Annotated in this window: 18 protein-coding genes; 7 read left to right on the top strand and 11 right to left on the bottom strand. The window is 66.5% G+C overall.

The features are described 5' to 3' along the window. Nucleotides 1–107: 107 nt before the first annotated feature. The 3 genes from ABW16_RS06090 to ABW16_RS06080 are packed head-to-tail and all read left to right on the top strand — an operon-like array spanning nt 108 to nt 2000. Complete coding sequence (locus tag ABW16_RS06090; protein WP_047318382.1) at nt 108–539, top strand: hypothetical protein; 432 nt, start codon at nt 108–110, stop codon at nt 537–539. Between the two features lie 40 nt (nt 540–579). Next, the gene (locus ABW16_RS06085; RefSeq protein ID WP_047318262.1) at nt 580–1374 is read left to right on the top strand and encodes a VirB8/TrbF family protein; all 795 of its coding nucleotides are present in this window, start codon (nt 580–582) and stop codon (nt 1372–1374) included. Continuing rightward, nucleotides 1371–2000 (top strand): hypothetical protein, encoded by a 630-nt coding sequence (locus tag ABW16_RS06080; protein ID WP_047318261.1) that lies wholly within the window; start codon nt 1371–1373, stop codon nt 1998–2000. The genes ABW16_RS06085 and ABW16_RS06080 overlap by 4 nt, the downstream gene beginning before the upstream one ends. Before the next feature lie 7 nt (nt 2001–2007). Here the strand turns inward: ABW16_RS06080 and ABW16_RS06075 are convergent, their stop codons facing one another. From ABW16_RS06075 to ABW16_RS06025, 11 genes are all read right to left on the bottom strand, one after another. Then, nucleotides 2008–2466, bottom strand: a complete 459-nt coding sequence (locus tag ABW16_RS06075) for a hypothetical protein (RefSeq protein ID WP_047318260.1) — start codon at nt 2464–2466, stop codon at nt 2008–2010. Nucleotides 2467–2503: 37 nt separating this feature from the next. Next, a complete protein-coding gene (locus ABW16_RS06070; RefSeq protein ID WP_230987236.1) occupies nt 2504–2905 on the bottom strand; it encodes a hypothetical protein in 402 nt (133 codons plus the stop codon). Between the two features lie 33 nt (nt 2906–2938). After that, nucleotides 2939–3445, bottom strand: a complete 507-nt coding sequence (locus tag ABW16_RS06065; RefSeq protein WP_047318258.1) for an Rv2253/PknI dimerization domain-containing protein — start codon at nt 3443–3445, stop codon at nt 2939–2941. Between the two features lie 17 nt (nt 3446–3462). Continuing rightward, the gene (locus ABW16_RS06060; RefSeq protein ID WP_047318257.1) at nt 3463–5004 is read right to left on the bottom strand and encodes an MCE family protein; all 1542 of its coding nucleotides are present in this window, start codon (nt 5002–5004) and stop codon (nt 3463–3465) included. Beyond that, complete coding sequence (locus tag ABW16_RS06055; RefSeq protein WP_047318256.1) at nt 5005–6168, bottom strand: MCE family protein; 1164 nt, start codon at nt 6166–6168, stop codon at nt 5005–5007. It lies immediately after the preceding gene. Continuing rightward, the gene (locus tag ABW16_RS06050) at nt 6165–7613 is read right to left on the bottom strand and encodes an MCE family protein (protein ID WP_047318255.1); all 1449 of its coding nucleotides are present in this window, start codon (nt 7611–7613) and stop codon (nt 6165–6167) included. Before ABW16_RS06050 ends, ABW16_RS06055 begins: the two co-directional genes overlap by 4 nt. Next, nucleotides 7610–8704, bottom strand: coding sequence for an MCE family protein (locus ABW16_RS06045; RefSeq protein WP_047318254.1), 1095 nt, complete (start codon nt 8702–8704; stop codon nt 7610–7612). The genes ABW16_RS06050 and ABW16_RS06045 overlap by 4 nt, the downstream gene beginning before the upstream one ends. 46 nt (nt 8705–8750) lie before the next feature. Further along, the gene (locus ABW16_RS06040) at nt 8751–9779 is read right to left on the bottom strand and encodes an MCE family protein (RefSeq protein ID WP_047318253.1); all 1029 of its coding nucleotides are present in this window, start codon (nt 9777–9779) and stop codon (nt 8751–8753) included. Then, on the bottom strand, nt 9776–11077 hold the full coding sequence (locus ABW16_RS06035; RefSeq protein ID WP_082133974.1) for an MCE family protein: 1302 nt from the start codon (nt 11075–11077) through the stop codon (nt 9776–9778). Before ABW16_RS06035 ends, ABW16_RS06040 begins: the two co-directional genes overlap by 4 nt. 205 nt (nt 11078–11282) lie before the next feature. Continuing rightward, nucleotides 11283–12488, bottom strand: a complete 1206-nt coding sequence (locus ABW16_RS06030) for a CaiB/BaiF CoA transferase family protein (RefSeq protein ID WP_047318252.1) — start codon at nt 12486–12488, stop codon at nt 11283–11285. After that, the gene (locus ABW16_RS06025) at nt 12485–13987 is read right to left on the bottom strand and encodes an aldehyde dehydrogenase family protein (protein WP_047318251.1); all 1503 of its coding nucleotides are present in this window, start codon (nt 13985–13987) and stop codon (nt 12485–12487) included. Before ABW16_RS06025 ends, ABW16_RS06030 begins: the two co-directional genes overlap by 4 nt. Nucleotides 13988–14206: 219 nt before the next feature. On the opposite strand from ABW16_RS06025, the gene ABW16_RS06020 reads away from it, so the two are divergent. From ABW16_RS06020 to ABW16_RS06005, 4 genes are all read left to right on the top strand, one after another. Beyond that, entirely contained in the window at nt 14207–14929 is a 723-nt protein-coding gene (locus ABW16_RS06020; RefSeq protein ID WP_047318250.1) for an SDR family NAD(P)-dependent oxidoreductase, read from the top strand. 39 nt (nt 14930–14968) lie between these two features. After that, nucleotides 14969–15829, top strand: a complete 861-nt coding sequence (locus ABW16_RS06015) for a mycofactocin-coupled SDR family oxidoreductase (protein WP_047318249.1) — start codon at nt 14969–14971, stop codon at nt 15827–15829. A gap of 63 nt (nt 15830–15892) precedes the next feature. After that, entirely contained in the window at nt 15893–16087 is a 195-nt protein-coding gene (locus tag ABW16_RS06010; RefSeq protein ID WP_024440885.1) for a ferredoxin, read from the top strand. Further along, nucleotides 16084–17487 carry a cytochrome P450 gene (locus ABW16_RS06005; RefSeq protein WP_082133973.1) on the top strand — a complete coding sequence of 468 codons (1404 nt, stop codon included), beginning with the start codon at nt 16084–16086 and terminating at the stop codon, nt 17485–17487. The genes ABW16_RS06010 and ABW16_RS06005 overlap by 4 nt, the downstream gene beginning before the upstream one ends.

Genomic DNA, 17487 nt, shown 5'->3' with positions numbered 1-17487 from the left:
CGGCTGGTTGGGCGCCGCAAGCACAGCGGAAATGTTATTCTTCGTTACCAAGAATTTCAGTCTTTGGCAGCGCGGCCGCTCCGGCGGATGCAGCAGTGGAGGAGCCCGTGAGAGGCAGGCAGCTCGCCGTATCGTCCCTGGCTACGGGGCTGGCGTTTGCCTGCGCGCTGGCCGCCGCCACCCCGGCGGGCGCCGACGACCCGGCGCCGCACCGGGTGCGCTACTCGGTCAGCGCGACGCAGACCGCGCAGGCGTTCGTCTACTACCGCGAGGTTCAACCGCCCAACTTCGGCGAGTACAGCCACAATCCCTACCAGTACAGCCCGCGTGCGGACGTCACGGTCGGCCCCAACCAGCCCTGGATCTTCGAGACCACCCTGGCCGACCCGCAGGACTGGGCCATGGTGGTGGTGTCGCTGCCCGGAATGCATCCCGAACTGCCCTCACCGGGGTTCGTCTGTGAACTGCGCGTCGACGACGTCGTAGTCGCCACCGACGCCGGTACCAAGGGGGCGCTCTGCTCGCTCCGCACTTGGTGAGGGACCCTGGTGCTGGGTGGACAACGGACAGGAGAGGCGTATGCCGTCGCGTGATCCGGCGAAGCCGGGGGGTCCCAGAAAACACGTCGGAAAGCACGCCGCCAAGCGCGCTTCGCAGAATGCTCTGACGCTGGCGGAGGCCGAGGCGAAGGCCGCCGAGGCGGCGGCGGAGTTGGCCCGCGCCCGAGCAGAACTGCTCAAGGCGCAGCAGGAGTCCGAGCCGGAGTCCACCCCGGCGGTCGAGCTGGAAACCGCACCCGACGTCGAAGCCGAAAGCACCGACGCCGGCGAGCCAGAGGCGGGCGTCGACGAGGAACCGGCTGAGCAGCCCCGCAAGCTCATCCGCGCCTGGAAACAACTGCGATGGGTGGCGGCGACGCTGGCGGTACTCGCGATCGGAGGGTTCCTGGCGATTGACGTGCTGATGCTGTCCCACCATCGCGATGTCGCGCAGCGCCAGCATCAACTGGCCGAGTATGCCGCGGCCGCCCGTCAGGGCGTGGTGACGCTGATGTCGCTGAACTACGAAACCGTCGATGACGACGTCAAGGCGATCCTCGACAACTCAACCGGCGAGTTCAAGCAGGACTTCGAGGCCCACGCCGGCGACTTCACCAAGGTGGCCCGCGAGTCGAAAACCGTCACCACGGTCGACACGGCGGTCGCGGGCGTGGAATCGATGTCGGACAACGACGCGGTGGTGCTGGTCGCGGCGAACACCAAGGTCACCAATAAAGCCGGAGCGAAAGAGGAACCCCGCGCCTGGCGCCTCACCGTGCACCTGGCCCGCGAAGGCGACCGGGTCAAGATGTCGAAGGTGGACTTCGCGGCATGACCGAATCCGACGAGGATGACGTGACACGCGAGGCGGCCGAGTCCGAGCCCGCGACCACCGAGGCCGACGACACCCTGGAAACCGCCGAGCAGGTGGCGGAAGAGCCACCGGCCGAGCAGCCGCAAACCGGCCCGACCGTCTCAACCGCACGCTGGATCGCGGCCACGCTGGGCGGGCTGCTGGTGGCGTCGGCCGGGCTGGCCGGCTGGCTCTACTTCGGGGTGCTCCGGGCCGATCAGCAGCTCGGTCCCGCGGACGAACAAGCGGTGATGGCTGCCGCCGCCGACGGCGCGGTCGCCATCCTGACCTACGCACCAAAGACGATGGAACAGGATTTCGCCGCCGCTGAGAGCCACCTCACCGGCGACTTCCTCGCCCACTACACCGATTTCACCCAGAAGGTCGTCACCCCGGCGGTCAAGGAAAAGGAAGTGCAGACGGTGGCCGCGGTGGTTCGCAAAGGCGTCGTGTCCTTGCGCCCCAGTTCCGCCGAGGTGCTGATCTATCTCAACCAGACCACGATCAGCAAGACGAACCCGGACGGCGCTTTCTCGATGAGCAGCGTCAAGGTGGGCCTGGTGAAGCACGACGGCCGGTGGCTGATCTCCTCGTTCGACCCCGTCTAGCGGCGATCTACATCCGCACCAGGGCGAAGGTCCAGGTGTTGACCCCGGCGGGGCCGTTGAAACAGCCCACATCGAAGTGTGATTCCATCACGCCGGCAAGGGTGTTCGCATCCCAGGTGAAGGTGTCCCGGGTCGGCATCGAGGGCCCGGCCGGGCAGTGCAGACCGTCCGGGTAGTCCGAGGTGAACGAGTAGTGTCCGTCCACCAGTTTGGCGGTGCCGCCGTAATATCCGCGGCCGAAGAAATGCGGCCGGTCCACCGCGGTCACCAGAACGCAGCCGGAGGGCACAGTGTCGAACTTCCCCATCTCCTCGCAGGGATACGCCGTCCACACCCAGGTGGCGTCGGGCCACCGATTGCTCAACACCTCGTAATTGCCGAAGCGCATCTCGGCCGCGGCCTGCGGCGCCACGACGGTCGCGACAGTCACCGCCGCCAGCGCTGCACCGACAGTGGTTCGTATCATGGGCGAACTCCCTCGACGTGCCAAAACTGTTGTGCGGCTAAAGGTCTCCGCGCCGCCACCGCGTCTCGCCGTCGGCGACACAGGTCAAGAAAAGCCCGTCAGGGGCCTGCGCCACCTCGCCGGAATATTCGTCGCACTTGCTGTTCTCCTCCTTGATGCCGTGCATCTCCGGGGAGCGGAACCAGCGGGGCTCGTAGCGGCGCGGCGACGCGCAGTACACCAGCCTGCCCGGCAGGGTCGAGGGCCCTGCGACCGCGGACCCGAAGACGAAGTAGGTGGTGTTGGAGCACGGCGCGCCCAGCACGACATTCGGCGCGATTCCCGGTGTGCACGCCGGGACGTCGCACATCGGCACATACGGGTCGGCAACCGACGGCGCCGCGGGTGTCACGCCGGCGACCGCCCCAGCGGCAAGTGCCGCCGCGACGAGTGCTTTCATCACGCGAGGGTTCTGCATGGTCTCCCCTACCGCCTAGAGTCGTTGCACGGTCAGCGGCATGAGGATGACCGTGGGCTGGTTGCGTCCGCAGGCTCCCGAGACACCGATCGTCCTGTCGTAGCCGACGAGGAGATCGATATTGCGTTTGTCGTACTGGCCGTTGGCATCACTGCCCTGAAACTGGTAGCGCTGGCGTCCCGACGAGGTGGTGCCGTCCGGGCAGGTCTGCCAGTTCTCGTGGAAGCGGTCGACGATCCAGCGTGAGGTGCGAAACTCCAGCGGCGCCGTCCAGCCCTGGTCGCTGCTCACCTGGCCGGTGCAGACGTGCGCGTTCTCGCAACTGGAACGAAACGTCCACACCGACGTCACCGTGACCTCGTTCATGAAGACTTCGTTGGTCTTGGCCCAGTCCCCGTTTGAAGTGACCCGGTAGGGGCCGTTGAGCTCGAAGCCCAGGGCAGCCTGCGCCGGCGGCGACGGTGCCGCCCCGACGACAAGTCCGAAAGCCGCTGTAGCGACGATCAATTCACGTGCGCGCATTCGTCCTCCTTCGGCACTCAAGACGGCATGAGATCGGTCCACACCTTGGGCCCGGAACCGGGCACCAGGTTCGTCTGCTGCTCGTAGCGCCCGTCAGGGGTCATGTACTTGCCGGTGTTCGGGTCATAGGGCACCACCGCGACCGACGGCGCCTGCTCACCGATGCCGGCGTTGCCTGCCAATGGCGGCGGCGCCGGCACCTGTGGCCGTGGAGCATCCGGTGACGTGCCCGACGGTGTGGCCCACGGCGGCAGCGGAGTGCCCCCGGTCGGGGCGAAGAGCCGGTCGCTGAAGTCGACCCGGTCATCGACCGGGATACCCTGCTTGAGCAGGTTCGGGTCGAACGCGGTTGGCCCGGTGAGATGCTGACGCATCGCGATCGGGACGAAACCCTTGGGGTCGTCGCAGAGTTCGACGGTCGGAGCGCGCTTGCCCGGATGCTCGATGCACGGGAAGTTGCGGGCGCCGCGCACCGATACCGGTGAGTCCTGCGGCAGTTTGCAGTACAGGCCGTCGGGGGTGTCGATCGTGGTGGTATCGGCCGGAGAACGCCACGAAGACGGCGGCAGGAAGCCCACGGTGCACGGGTTGGGGTCACCGAACGTGAGGGTGAAGTCGCCCTGCGGCAGACCGGTCGGGTTGTTCTTGGGCAGACCGAACGACTGCTGGGCCGCAATGTATCCGGGCAGCAGCACCATCAACTGCTCCAGCGACGGGTTGTAGACCATCAGCACCTGCCCAAGAGTGTTCAGGTTGGCCAGCAGGATCGGCAGCGTCGGCTTGAGATCCTGCATCAGGCCGGAGACTTCGTCGGCGAACCCGGGGCCGCGTTGCAGGATGGCGCGCAACTGCGGGTCGTTGGCGGCTACCTGTTCGGAGATCCCGGCCACGCTGCGCGCCCAGGTCCGGATCGCGTCGGTGCTTTGCACCTGCGAGTCCAGCAGCGGCGCACTGTTGTCGACCAGCTTGCGCACCTTGTCCGAGACTCGGTTGGCGTCACCGCTGATGGTGGTCGCCGAGTCCAGCAAGGACTGGAAGTCGTAGCCGGCGCCGTCGAAGGCCAGGAAGGTCTCGTCGAGCAGATTGCTGAGCTTGTCCTTCGGAATCGAGTCGACCAGCTTGCTGACCTGATCGAGCATCGGACCGACCTGTTGGGGGACTTGGGTGTCCGACGCCGCGATCACCGAGCCGTTGTGCAGGTACGGGCCGCCGTCGCTGCGCGGCAGCAGGTCGACGTACTGCTCGCCGATCGCCGAAACACTGCGCACCGCGGCCACCAGATCGGCCGGGATCTTCGGTGATCGATTCAGCGACAACGTGGCGCGCACGCCGTCCGACGTCAGCTCGACGTTGGTGACCGTGCCGATCTGCACCCCGTTGTAGGTGACATTGGAGAAGCGGTAGAGCCCCCCGGTTTCGGGCAGCTCCAGCTTGACCATCACGCGGCCGATCCCGAGCATGGTCGGCACCTGCATATAGCCGAAGATCATGGCTCCCACGCCGATCACCGACGCCACCAGGAACAGGATCAGCTGGATCCGTACAAACCGTGTCAGCATCTAGCCACCGCCTCCCGAGGCAACCGCGCCCGGCGGCAGGGCCTGGCCCGATGACTGCAGGATCGGCTCTTGCAGCGGATCGTAGGAGTAGTTCAGATACCAGGGATCGCCTGGCGCCGGAACCAGTTTCGCGTCCTCGTCTCCCCACTGCGTGCCGGGAAACAGCGCCCGCTTGAGTCGCGGTTTGGTGAGGTCGAAGACGGCGAACAGGTTCAGGAAGTCGCCCCGCACGGCGCGCTCGATCGCGTTGGGCCCGTACGGGAAGGCCGAGGCGTAGGCCACTGCCGAGTTGAGCTCCGGTCCGATGTCGGCCAGCGAGCGCAACGCCGGTTCGATGTGGATGAGGTCGGAGACCAGTTGGTGCCCGGAGTCGTTGACCAGACCCGCCGACAGGTCGCCGAACTGGCCCAGCTTGGTCATCGCGGTGACGAACTTGGGGCGCTCTTTGATCAAGACGTCGATGGCCGGCGGAATCTTGTTCAGCGCACGGTTGATGGTGTCGCGCTGCCCGGCGAAAGTGGTGGCCGTCCGGTTCATCTCTTTGATGGCGTCGATGATGTTGTCGCGTTGCCGGTCCAGCGCACCGGTGAAGTGGTCCAGCCGGACGATCAGGTCGCGGATGTCGCTTTCCCGGCCTGCCATGGAGGCGCTGAAGTTGTGGATGATGTCGCCGATCTGACCGAGTCCGCCTCCGTTGACCAACACCGCCAGCGAGGACAGGGTCTGTTCGGTCGACGGATAAGTCGAGGAGTCGCTCAGCGGGATTCTGGCCCCGGGCATCAGCCGGCCCGTCGGCGCCTGCCCGATCGGCGGATTCAGCGCCAGGTGCATCGACCCGAGCAGGCTGGTCTGCCCGACGGTCGCCACCGCGTTCGCCGGCACCTCGACGCCGGGGTTGACCGCGATGTCGACGTTGGCGTGCCAGTTGCTGACGGTCATCTTGCCGACGCTGCCGATCACCACGTCGGAGAGCATCACCGGCGAATTGGATTCCAGTGTCCCGACATTGGCCAGCTCGACCGAGAAGTGTTGCGCCCCGGCACCGCGGCCCTGAACACCCGGCAGCGCCATCGAGTTCAGGCCGCCGAAGGCGCAGCCGGACGTGGCGCCGGCGACCAAGACCGCGACCGCCGCGCTGCGCCGCAGGGAACGAAGACCGATCATGGCGTGGGACCCCCTTCAGCAGGCAGCGGTCCGGGCGGCGGTCCGGGCGGCGGCGGACCGCCCGGCAGCAGCATCCCGTCGAAGGTGGTCGGACTGGGCAGCGGCGCACCGGGGATCAGTGGCGGTGTCGCTGCGGCGGGCAGGCCGTCGGGCGCGTAGGAGCCGCGCGGCTGCAACGGATCCGTCCACCCCGGCGGGGGCGGGACGTCGCCGTTCAACCCGGTGTAGGCCGAAATCGACGGCGTCTGTTCCGGCAGGTTTCCCGGGTGCTCGGCGTGCGGCATCAACGCCGGGTCGGTGTAGATCAACTTGTCCGGGCTGGCCGCCTTGGTCAGGTACGGGGACATCGGTAACGGGAGCCCGTTGAAATTCAGCAACCGCATGGCCGGGCCCAGGTACTGCTCGCACAGCTTGCCGGTCTCCATCGACGTCACATTGCCGACCGCACCGGTCATCGTGCAGATCGCCTGAACCGGGTTGCTGAAGTTGGCGAACGCGAACGAACCCACCGGGGTCCCGCTGGTCACGTTGTACATGTTGAGCGTGTTCGCGATCGCGTTCGGGGTGATGTGCAGGATATTGCGGATCGCATTCTTCGAATCGACCAGCGTCTGACTGACGTTGGCCACGCCCTGCAGCGCCTCGGCGGTTTCGGCGCGGCTCCCCGCTACAAAATCCCGCACCGTGTCGATCGCGCCGGCGAAGTCGGTGAGAGCTGCATCCAGGTTGGATCGACTGTCGTTGACCACGCTCGTCAACGTGGCGAGCCGCGATTCGAACACCACGATCTGCTGATCGCTGTCGCGCAGTGCGGTCACGAAAGTCTGTAGACCCGAGATGATGTCGACGATGTTGCCGCTGCCCTCGGCGAAGATCCGGGCCACGCCGGAGAGCTGCCGCAGCGTTTCGCGCAGTTTGGCACCGTTGCCGTCCATCGCATTGGCCGCGCTGTCGATGAACCGTGACGCCGACGTTCCCGAAACACCGCTGCGCGGCCCCAGTTCGGCGGCAAGCCGGTTCAACTGGGTCTTGACCTCGTCCCACTCGACCGGGACCGCGGTGTGCTCGCGCGGGATCACCGCGCCGTCGGGCAGGGTCGGCCCGTCGCCGCGATGGTAGGCGGGCGTCAGCTGGACGAATCGTGCCGCCACCAGGTTGGGCGCGACGATGACGGCTTTGGCCTCGGCCGGGATCGGCACTTTGCGGTCGACGCGCAGGGTGAGCTTGGCCTGGGTGCCCTGGGGTTCGATGCGGTCGATGCTGCCGACCTTCACCCCGGCGACCCGGACCTCGTCACCGGGATAGATCGCGGTCGCAGTGGAGAAGTACGCGGTGATCCGGGTCGGTTTCAGGACGGTCTGGCGGACCAGGATTCCCGCACCCGCAAGTAGCAGCAGCGCGGCCAGCGCGCTGACCGCGATCTGCAGTGGCGTACGAGTCTTCATCGGGGCGGCAGGTCTCCTGGTTGCGGAATCCCGTTGACCGGGAACGGAAGTTCGGCACGCGGACCGGCATTGTCCGGGGGCTGACCGGCGTCGACACCTCGCCGGAAGCCAAAGATGTAGTCCAGGAACGGCTGGAGCAGCTGCGGCAGGAACAGGTTCGGCACATAGGCGCTGTAGTAAGCACCGTTGGACACCGTCTCGCCCTGGGTGAGTTCGTATTTCGCCAGGCCGGGCAGAGCCTTGGCAAGGTTGTCCCGGTTCTTCTCCAGGATCTTGTTCAGCGCGATGACCTTGTTCAGCGTGGGTCGCAGCTGTTCGTTGTTCTGGGAGACGAGTTCGGACAGCTGCCGCGACACCGCCGATGTGCTGACCAGCAGGTTGACGATCGCCTGCCGCCGGGTGTTGAGCACGTCGACAAGACTGTCGGCGTCCAGGATCAGCGAGTTGATCTGCTGGCTGCGTTCGGAGAGCACACCGGTGAGCTCGGCGGCCGACTTCAGCAGGTCGGCAAGGCCCTCATTGCGACTGTTCACCGCCCGGGACAGCCTGCTCAGGCCATCGAACGTCGGCCCCAGCTGCGGAGCGATCTGGTCGATGGTCTCCGAGAGGGTGTCCAACGACCGGTTCAGCGACTCGGTGTCGGTACCGGCGGTGTTCGTGGTGAGTTCACCGACCACGTCGACCAGCGAGTACGGCGACGACGTGCGGGTGAGCGGGATGACCTCGAGCGGGTGCATCTTGCCGCTGCCTGCCGGCTCCACGGTCAGCACCCGCTCACCGAGCAGCGACCCGGTGCGGATGTGCGCCGTGGTCTGCCCGCCCAGCCCATACTTGCCCGCCAGCGTGAAAGTAACCAGGGCGTCACCGTTGTCGAGTGCGACATCGGTGACCGAACCGACCTTGATTCCCGACAGCGTGACGTCGGCACCGGTACTCAGGCCACCGGCTTCGGCGAACCGGGCCTGGTATCGCACGCAGGTGGCCCACTGGATCAACTGCTCGGGCTGCAACCCGATCGCGACGATGAACGCGACCACCACAACGCCGATCAGACCCATGCGCATCAGATGGCTGCCGTGATACCTCAGCATCGGCGCGCCCCCCGCCGCACCGGCGCGGTACCGGACAGCACCGCGCTCAGTCGGTGTCGCTGCATCGGCCCTCCTCCGCTTTGATCCACGGGAACACCGCAGTGCGGCCCTGGGTGTCGCTGACCCGGATCTGGACAGCACACAGGTAGTACTGGATGAACCCGCCGTACGCCCCGAGCCGGATGGCCTTGCGGTAGTTCTCCGGCGCCTTCTGCAACGACATGTCCAGGCCGGCCAGGTCGGCGTTGATCGCGGTGGTCAACCGATCGACCTGGGTGATGGTGTTGGTCAGTGGATCGCGGGCGTTGCCAAGCAGGTCGGCCAGCGACGCGGTGCCGCGGTCCAGGGCCGTGACCGCGGTCCCGATCGGGTCGCGGTCAGCCGCCAGTCCGGCGACCAGCTTGTTGAGTCGGTCGATCGCCCCGGAGAATCGCTTGTCTCCGTTGGACAGGGTCGCCAGCGTCGTGCGCAGTTGGTCGATCAGGGACTGGATCACTTCGTTGTTGTCGGCCAGGGAGTTCGAGAACGACGACGTCCGCGACATCAGTGAGTCGATGGTGCCGCCCTGGCCCTGCATGATCTGGATCAGCGAGGCCGTGAGCGAGTTGACGTCTTGGGGATTCAGTCCCCGGATCACCGGCTTGAGACCGTTGAGCAGCAGGTCCAGGTCCAGGGCCGGCGCGGTCCGTTCCAGCGGGATCTGCGCTCCCTTTCCCAACAGCTGGGTCGAGCCCGGCCCATCGGTCAGTTCCAGGTAGCGGTCGCCGACCAGGTTGAGGTAGCGCACCGAGGCCTGGGTGCCGGTGGTGAGTGGAATGTTGCGGTCGGCCTGGAACTTCACCAACACCGTGCCGTCCGAACGCAGCGCCACGCCGCCGACCGTGCCGACCCGGACTCCGGCGACCCGCACGCTGTCGCCGGCCTTGAGCCGGGATGCGTCGGCGAAAACGGCCTGGTAGCCCACCGTGGGTCCGGTCCGGACCTCAGCGAAGATCGCGAAGAGAAATATCGTCGCCAGCACCATCACCACGGCGTAGACGCCGAACTTGATCAGAGTTCCCAGCCCGCTTCTCATCCCGGCATCCCCACCTGAGCGCTGTTGCGCGGCGGCCCACCGATCGGCCCGAACAGCGCCTGCTTGAGTCCATCGGAGTTGAGCAGGATGCCCTGGTTGCCGTAGTCGTACGGGTTGGCGCCGACGTCGGCGACCAACGCGGGCACCCGGTACTCCGGCGGCACGTCGGGCAGGCCCAGTTCCGTGCAGTAGGAACGGTCGGAGCGGGCCGCCACCTTCGGCAGGTGGTCGGGGTAGCGGTAGCGTTCCTTGGCCAGGGTGAAGCTGGCGGTGATGATGATGCCGGGGACGTCGAACGGCGGGGAGTTGGCGAACGGCACCAAGCCGCCGATCGCGCAGCCGAGCTCCTCGTGGTACTTGTCCAGCAGCGCGGCGGTGGGCTCCAGTACTTGCGTCAGGTCGGTCAACCCCTGCCGGTTGTCCCCCAGCACCTCGTTGCCGGTGTCGGCCAGCCCGATGGCGCTGAGCAGGAAGGTGTCCAGGCTGTTGCGCTCTTGGACGATGCTGTCACTCATGGTGCTGGTGGAGTTCAGTGCGGCGGTGAGGTCCGGTGCCGCATCGGCGTAGGACCGGAACACCGGCGCCATGGCGGCGGCCTCGTGTTCGAGGGTGCCCAGGCTGGGCTCGATCTCGGCGAGCAGCTTGTCGAAGTCGGTGAGCGCCTGCCCCAGCTTCTGGCCTCGTCCGTTGAACGCCGTCGAGACCGCACTCAGGGTCTCGTTCAGCTTCTTCGGGTCGATCTTGTCCAGGACCCGCACCAGCTGCTGGAAGACCGTGTTGATCTCGACGGTGACATGCTCGCCGGCCAGCACCTGGCCGGCGTGCATTCGGGCCGTCACCGGATCGGGCGGCGGCACCAGGTCGACGAATTTGGCGCCGAACACCGTCGACGACGCGATCCGGGCGCTGACGTTGGCCGGTATCCGCGACAGTTGCGCCGGTTCCATCTTCAGGTGCAGCACCGCGGTGCCGTCCGGCTTGGCCTCGATGTCACCGACCTTGCCGACCTGCACACCACGGATCTTGACCTTGGCGTCGGGATACATCACCAGGCCGGCGCGCTGCGAGAGAACGGTGACCGGCACGGTACGAGTGAAGCTGCCCCGGAACAGCCCGATCGGCAGCCCGATGAGCGCCGCGATCGTCACGACCGTCGCCAGCCCGATCAGCGGACGCAGGTAAGCGGGCTGCTGGCGCCTCGCACCGGTGGGCCGGTGCCGGCCCGCGCCGGCCGGCCCTCGGTTCGGATCGTCGAGGTGGCCGCCCAACGGCGGATCCGCGGTCGCTCCCAGAACCATTACCGCCCCGTCGCTGAGGCGTTGAGGCAGACGTCATCGTGTGCCGAGATCACCGCTGCCGCCCCCTTCCACGATGGTTACCGCTGACACCGCAGTTGGACCCCCGAAGAGTTCTACGCACTGTGCCACACCAGTGGCACCCGGCGGGTGGCGTTTGCGGTTCAACCGGCACGGCATCGAGATCTCCCTGCTGCTGCTCGATGGCCTAGGTGACCGCGCCGACGGTCTTGAGTTCGATGATCCGGTCCCAGTCCAGTCCCAGTTCGGCCAGGATCTCGTCGGTCTGCTCGGCGAATCCGGGTGCCGGCCCGGTCACCGGGGCGGCCACGTCGAACTGCACCGGATTGGCCACCAACTCCAGTTCACCGGCCTGCACGATGTATTCGTTGGCGCGGATCTGCGGGTCCTGAGCGGCCTGCAGGGTGTCCTGGACCGGCGCCCACGGTCCGGCCAGAGTGGCGAAGCGCTCGCTCCACTCCGGCAGCGTCCGCTTGGCCATTGCCGCGCGCAGGATCTCCACGGCGGCCGGGGTGTGCTCGGCGAACGACTGCGCGGTGGCGAACCGTGGATCGTCGATGTGCTCGTCGAGTTCCATGTGCCTGCACACGTCGGCCCAGAACTTGGTGGGCTGCATCATGACAAACGAGATGTAACGCTCATCGGCGGTCGCGTAAACCCCAACCAGCGGATTGATCGGCGAGCCATGGACACCGGGCGGCTGTTGGATCAGACGCTCGCCCAGATGACTGGTCAGGGCGACGGTGTGGCCCATGGCCCACAGGCCACTGCCCAGCAGGGACACGTCCACCACCGACGGCTCACCGGTGCGCTCGCGCTTGAACAGTGCGGCCGCGATACCACCGGCCAGATTGGTTCCGGAGATGGTGTCGCCGTAGGCGGGTCCGGGCGGGCCGATCATGCCCTCGATACCGGGCGGGGTGATGGTCGCGGCGGTACCGGCGCGGCACCAGAACGCGGTCATGTCGTAGCCGCCCTTTTCCGATTCGATGCCGCGGGGCCCCAGCGCGCTGCCGCGCGCGTAGACGACTTTCGGGTTGACCGCGCGGATGTCCTCGACGTCCATGGCGAACTTCTTGCGGTGGCCGGGCAGGAAACTGGTCAGGAAAACGTCTGCGCGCTTTGCCAATTCGAGCAGCACCTCGTGACCCTCGGGCGTTGAGACGTCCAGACCGATACTGCGCTTGCCGCGGTTGGCGTGTTCGATGTTGGGGTTCGGGTCGCCCTCGACCCGCAGCATGCCGGTTTGGCGCAGCCCGCGCTGCGGGTCGCCGGTCACCGCGTGCTCGACCTTGATGACCTCGGCGCCCCACTCCGCCAACACCGCACCGGCAGAGGGAACGAACCCGTACATCGCGACTTCCAGCACGCGAACGCCTTCGAGCGGCCTCATCCAGCGGCTCCGGCGACCGGCACGGCGAACGTCTTGCTCTCCAGAAATTCCTCGAGTCCGGCGACGCCCATCTCGCGGCCGATGCCGGACTGCTTGTATCCCCCGAACGGCGCGTCCGGGCTGAAGTAGTTGCCGCCGTTGATCGAGAACGTTCCGGTCCGGATCCGGCGGGCCAGCGCCACCGCACGGTCCTGGCTACCGAAGACCGCACCGGACAGTCCGTAGATCGAGTTGTTGGCGATCCGGACCGCATCGTCGTCGTCGTCATAGCCGATCACCGTCAGGACCGGTCCGAAGACTTCCTCCTGGGCGATCTCGCTGTCGGGGTCAACATTGGTCAACAGCGTTGGGGTGTAGAAGAATCCGGGATCGACCTTCTCGCCGCCAGTCACCAGGGTGGCGCCGGCGGCCACCGCGCGCTGCACCATGGCGTCGACCTTGTCGCGCTGCTTGGCGCTGATCAGCGGGCCCATGTAGGTCGTGGGGTCGGTCGGGTCTCCGTAGCGCACGTGGGAGAAGTTGGTCTTGATCATCTCGACGATCTCGTCGTGATGACGCTTGGGCACCAGCAGCCGCGACGTCAGCGCGCAGCCCTGGCCGGCGTGGGTGACCATCGAGAACGCGGCGAACACCGCGGCCATGTTGAAGTCGGCGTCGTCGAGGACGATCGCCGCGGACTTGCCGCCCAACTCCAGGAAGACCCGCTTGAGCGTCCCGCTGGCGGCGGCCATGATCGCCCGCCCGGTCGGGGTGGAGCCGGTGAAGGTGACCATGTCCACGTCCGGGTCGGTGGTCAGCGCGGCACCGACCGCGGGGTCCGAGGAGCTGAGCACGTTGACCACGCCGGGCGGGATGTCGGTGTGGTTGGCGATCAGCTCACCGAGGGTCAGCGTGACCAGCGGGGTGTCGGGCGCGGCCTTGAGCACGATGGTGCACCCGGCGGCCAGCGCCGGGGCGAGCTTCGCCAGGGCCAGCTGGTTGGGGTAGTTGTAGGCGATGATCGCGGCGACGACGCCGGCGGCTTCCTTCTCCACCCAGCGGTGGTGCTGCATCCCGCGACTCTCGACGTTGCCGAGGTCTTCGGTCATCGGATAGTCCTTGAGCAGATCGGCGTAGTAGCGCACGATCGCGATCGGCCCGTCGAGCTGCGCACCCTGGGTCAGTGCCGCGGTGGCGCCGACCTCGGCGATGGTGAGCGCGGCGAATTCGTCACGGTGCTCGACGAGCGCACGGTGCAGCTGGTCCAGGCAGCGGACTCGCAGTTCGGTGTTGGTGGCCCACTCGCCCGCGTCGAAGGCCCGTCGCGCCGCGGCGACGGCGGCGGTCGCCTGCTCGACACTGGCTTCCGGGGCGTATCCCAGGATTTCTCCGGTGGCCGGGTTGAGCGACGGGTACGTCTTGTCGGCACCCACCAGCTCACCGTTGATCAGCAGTCGCCGGGCGACAGTCCCCCCTGCGGAGCCATCGGTGATGGTCTCTGCCGTGTCCTGCGCATGCATCCAAGCCTCCCGGCGGGGTAACTAGATTCTCATCTGCGGCGAATCATACATCTCGCATGTGAGAACTCAAGAGTGCATGAAAAGCCTTGCGGCCTGCACTTCTACGACAGGAGTTAATGCGGCTGCGGCATTTTCGCTGCTGGGAGGCGGTCCGAACGCGCCTTGCCAGAAACAGTTGTGCGAGAGTACGATTCTCAATGCTCGGAAAGGAGATTCTTTGTGACCGAGACGGGCCTCGTACGAACTGCTGTCGTGACCGGGGGCGCCTCGGGCATCGGCGCGGCAGTCGCGAACCGCTTGCGCGCCGACGGCCACCGGGTGGCCATCATCGATCTCAAACCCGACGGCGGTCAGGATCTGGCCTTCGCCGCCGACGTGACCGATCGCGCACAGATCGACGCCGCGCTGTCGCAGATCCGCGAACGGCTGGGGCCGGTCACCATCCTGGTCAACGCCGCCGGCAAAGACGGCTTCAAGAAGTTCAGCCACATCAGCTTCGAAGACTGGCAGCAGATCATCGACATCAACCTCAACGGTGTCTTCCACACCATTCAGGCGGTGCTGCCGGACATGATCGAAGCCGGCTGGGGCCGCATCATCAACATCTCCTCGTCGAGCACGCACTCCGGTACTCCCTATATGGCGCACTATGTTGCGGCCAAGTCCGCGGTGAACGGACTCACCAAAACCCTGGCACTGGAGTACGGCCCGAGCGGTATCACGGTCAACGCCGTGCCACCGGGCTTCATCGACACCCCGATGCTGCGCAACGCCGATCGTCAAGGGTTCCTCGGCAACATCGAGGACAACATCGCCAAGACCCCCGTGCGCCGCATGGGTAAGCCCGAAGACATCGCGGCGGCCTGCGCGTTCCTGGCGTCCGAGGAGGCCGGCTACATCACCGGGCAGATCCTGGGCGTCAACGGCGGCCGGAACACCTGACACTCGCCACACCAATCGAGCACTAAGAAAGGAACCGCTGTGGGACGCGTTGCCGGAAAGGTCGCATTCATCACGGGGGCAGCCCGCGGCCAGGGCCGCAGCCACGCGCTGCGACTGGCCGAGGAAGGCGCCGACATCATCGCCGTCGACCTGTGCCAGGACATCGAGACGATCGGCTACCCGATGGCGCGGCCCGAGGACCTCGAGGAGACCGCCAAGCTGGTCGAGAAAACCGGGCGCGGCATCGTCACCGCGCAGGCCGACGTGCGGGACGCGGCGGCGCTCAAGGCCGCGCTCGACGCCGGTCTCGCCGAGTTCGGCAAGCTCGACATCGTCGTCGCGCAGGCGGGTGTGGCGGGCATGAAAGGCAACCCACCGCTGCAGGCCTGGACCGACGTCATCAACACCAACCTGGTCGGAACCATCAACGGCATTCAGGTCGCGCTGCCCCACCTGTCCGAGGGAGCCTCGATCATCGCCACCTCCTCGGCAGCGGCGTTGATGGACGCCCACCAGAAGGCCAACCCGGGCGGCGACCCGGGCGGGATGGCCTACATGACCTCCAAGCGGCTGATCGCGCAGTACGTGCACGACCTCGCAACGGAGTTGGCGGTACGCGGCATCCGCGCCAACGTCATTCACCCGACCAACTGCAACACCGACATGTTGCAGAGCGAGCCGATGTACCGCTCCTTCCGGCCCGACCTCGAGCATCCGACCCGTGCCGATGCCGAACCGGTCTTCTATGTCCAGCAGGCGATGAAGGTGCCGTTCATCGAACCCGAGGACATCTCCAACGCGGTGCTGTGGCTCGCCTCTGAGGAGGCCCGCTACGTCACGGGCATGCAGCTGCGGGTCGACGCCGGTGGCTACCTCAAGTGGTACGACTACCACGTCTGATGGCGCCCGTGGTTTCGCCGGGCGTGATGCAGCGCACCGAAATCGGTTGAAAGGAGCGAGAACATGAAGGTTTCCGTCGACGGACAGCGCTGCCAAGGGCACACGCTGTGCGCGATGATCGCGCCCGATTCCTTCGTGCTCAACGACATTGACGGCACTTCGTCGCCGGTGTCCGAAGTGGTTCCCGCCGATCAGCAGGATGCCGTGCGCGAGGCCGCACACTCCTGCCCCGAACAAGCCATTCTCATCGAGGAATGAACAGGGAGGAGGATTCCTTGAGCGTCAACGATTCCCTGGCCGCGACCGGCCAAGACGATGCATCCGACGATCGTAAGAAGAACACCTTCTACTTCGACCGGCACACCCCGGAGTACCGCGATCAGTTCGAAGAGATCACCACCGAGATGCAGGCCAAGTGCCCGATGGCGTGGAGCCCCACATACAACGGGCACTGGGTGGCCGCCGACAGCAAGCACGTCTTCGAACTGGCCCGCTGCCCCGTCGTCTCGAACCACCACGACATCACCGGCGAAACGCCTTTCCAGGGCATCACCATCCCCAAGGCCAGCCGTGCGACGGTGGTGCGCGGCGGCATCCTCGAGATGGACGAGCCGGAGCACAGCCTCTACCGCGGTGCACTGAACCCCTACCTGTCCCCCGCGGCCATCAAGCGCTGGGTGCCGTTCGTGGACGAGATCACCCGTGCCGCACTCGATGAGCACATCGAGTCGGGCCACATCGACTTTGTCGAGCATCTGGCCAATGTGGTGCCCGCGGTGTTCACCCTCGCCATGATGGGCATCGAACTCAAGAAGTGGAACGTCTACAGCGAGCCCACGCACGCCTCGGTGTACACCCCCGAGCACTCGCCCGACCGCGAAAAGATCAACGAGCAGCACCGCGAAATGGGCATCGACATCATCAACAACATGATGGAGATCCGGGAGAACCCGCGCCCCGGCCTGGTCAACGCGCTAATGCAGTTCCGCATCGACGGTGAGCCGGCGCCCGACATCGAGATCCTGGGCAACTTGGGCCTGGTCATCGGCGGGGGGTTCGACACCACCACGGCGCTGACCGCACACGCGCTGGAATGGCTCGGCCAGCACCCGTCCGAGCGCACCCGGCTCAGCAATGAACGCGCCACGCTGCTGGACCCGGCGACCGAGGAATTCCTGCGGTTCTTCACGCCGGCACCGGGCGATGGCCGGACCTTCGCCGAGGATGTCGAGGTAGCGGGGCAGCAGTTCAAACAGTTCGAGCGGCTGTGGCTGTCCTGGGCGATGGCCAACCGCGATCCCGCGATCTTCGAAGACCCGAACCGGATCATCCTGGACCGTAAAGGCAACCGGCACTTCAGCTTCGGTCTGGGCGTACACCGCTGCATCGGGTCCAATGTCGCGCGCACGGTTTTCAAGTCGATGCTGACCGCGGTGCTCGACCGGATGCCCGACTACCAGTGCGACCCCGAAGGGGCGGTGCATTACGACACCATCGGTGTCATCCAGGGCATGCGCAACCTGCCGGCGACCTTCACGCCGGGTAAGCGGCTCGGGCCGGGCCTGGACGAGACGCTGGAGAAGCTGCAGCGGATCTGCGACGAGCAGGAGTGCGCACGCCCGATCACCGAGCGCAAGGAAATGGTCGTCATCGACTGA

Source organism: Mycolicibacter heraklionensis (assembly GCF_001021505.1).
In the GTDB taxonomy this organism is placed as follows: Bacteria; Actinomycetota; Actinomycetes; order Mycobacteriales; family Mycobacteriaceae; genus Mycobacterium; species Mycobacterium heraklionense.
This window is presented reverse-complemented; position numbering and strand designations above follow the sequence as displayed.

What these genes read in the sequence shown, in the direction of transcription:
- ABW16_RS06005 (WP_082133973.1), top strand. Translation starts at nt 16,084, where the DNA reads ATGAACAGGGAGGAGGATTCCTTGAGCGTCAACGATTCCCTGGCCGCG.
- ABW16_RS06025 (WP_047318251.1), bottom strand. Translation starts at nt 13,987, where the DNA reads ATGCATGCGCAGGACACGGCAGAGACCATCACCGATGGCTCCGCAGGG.
- ABW16_RS06060 (WP_047318257.1), bottom strand. Translation starts at nt 5,004, where the DNA reads ATGCTGACACGGTTTGTACGGATCCAGCTGATCCTGTTCCTGGTGGCG.
- ABW16_RS06030 (WP_047318252.1), bottom strand. Translation starts at nt 12,488, where the DNA reads ATGAGGCCGCTCGAAGGCGTTCGCGTGCTGGAAGTCGCGATGTACGGG.
- ABW16_RS06065 (WP_047318258.1), bottom strand. Translation starts at nt 3,445, where the DNA reads ATGCGCGCACGTGAATTGATCGTCGCTACAGCGGCTTTCGGACTTGTC.
- ABW16_RS06055 (WP_047318256.1), bottom strand. Translation starts at nt 6,168, where the DNA reads ATGATCGGTCTTCGTTCCCTGCGGCGCAGCGCGGCGGTCGCGGTCTTG.
- ABW16_RS06040 (WP_047318253.1), bottom strand. Translation starts at nt 9,779, where the DNA reads ATGAGAAGCGGGCTGGGAACTCTGATCAAGTTCGGCGTCTACGCCGTG.
- ABW16_RS06050 (WP_047318255.1), bottom strand. Translation starts at nt 7,613, where the DNA reads ATGAAGACTCGTACGCCACTGCAGATCGCGGTCAGCGCGCTGGCCGCG.
- ABW16_RS06085 (WP_047318262.1), top strand. Translation starts at nt 580, where the DNA reads ATGCCGTCGCGTGATCCGGCGAAGCCGGGGGGTCCCAGAAAACACGTC.
- ABW16_RS06080 (WP_047318261.1), top strand. Translation starts at nt 1,371, where the DNA reads ATGACCGAATCCGACGAGGATGACGTGACACGCGAGGCGGCCGAGTCC.
- ABW16_RS06010 (WP_024440885.1), top strand. Translation starts at nt 15,893, where the DNA reads ATGAAGGTTTCCGTCGACGGACAGCGCTGCCAAGGGCACACGCTGTGC.
- ABW16_RS06070 (WP_230987236.1), bottom strand. Translation starts at nt 2,905, where the DNA reads ATGAAAGCACTCGTCGCGGCGGCACTTGCCGCTGGGGCGGTCGCCGGC.
- ABW16_RS06075 (WP_047318260.1), bottom strand. Translation starts at nt 2,466, where the DNA reads ATGATACGAACCACTGTCGGTGCAGCGCTGGCGGCGGTGACTGTCGCG.
- ABW16_RS06045 (WP_047318254.1), bottom strand. Translation starts at nt 8,704, where the DNA reads ATGCTGAGGTATCACGGCAGCCATCTGATGCGCATGGGTCTGATCGGC.
- ABW16_RS06035 (WP_082133974.1), bottom strand. Translation starts at nt 11,077, where the DNA reads ATGGTTCTGGGAGCGACCGCGGATCCGCCGTTGGGCGGCCACCTCGAC.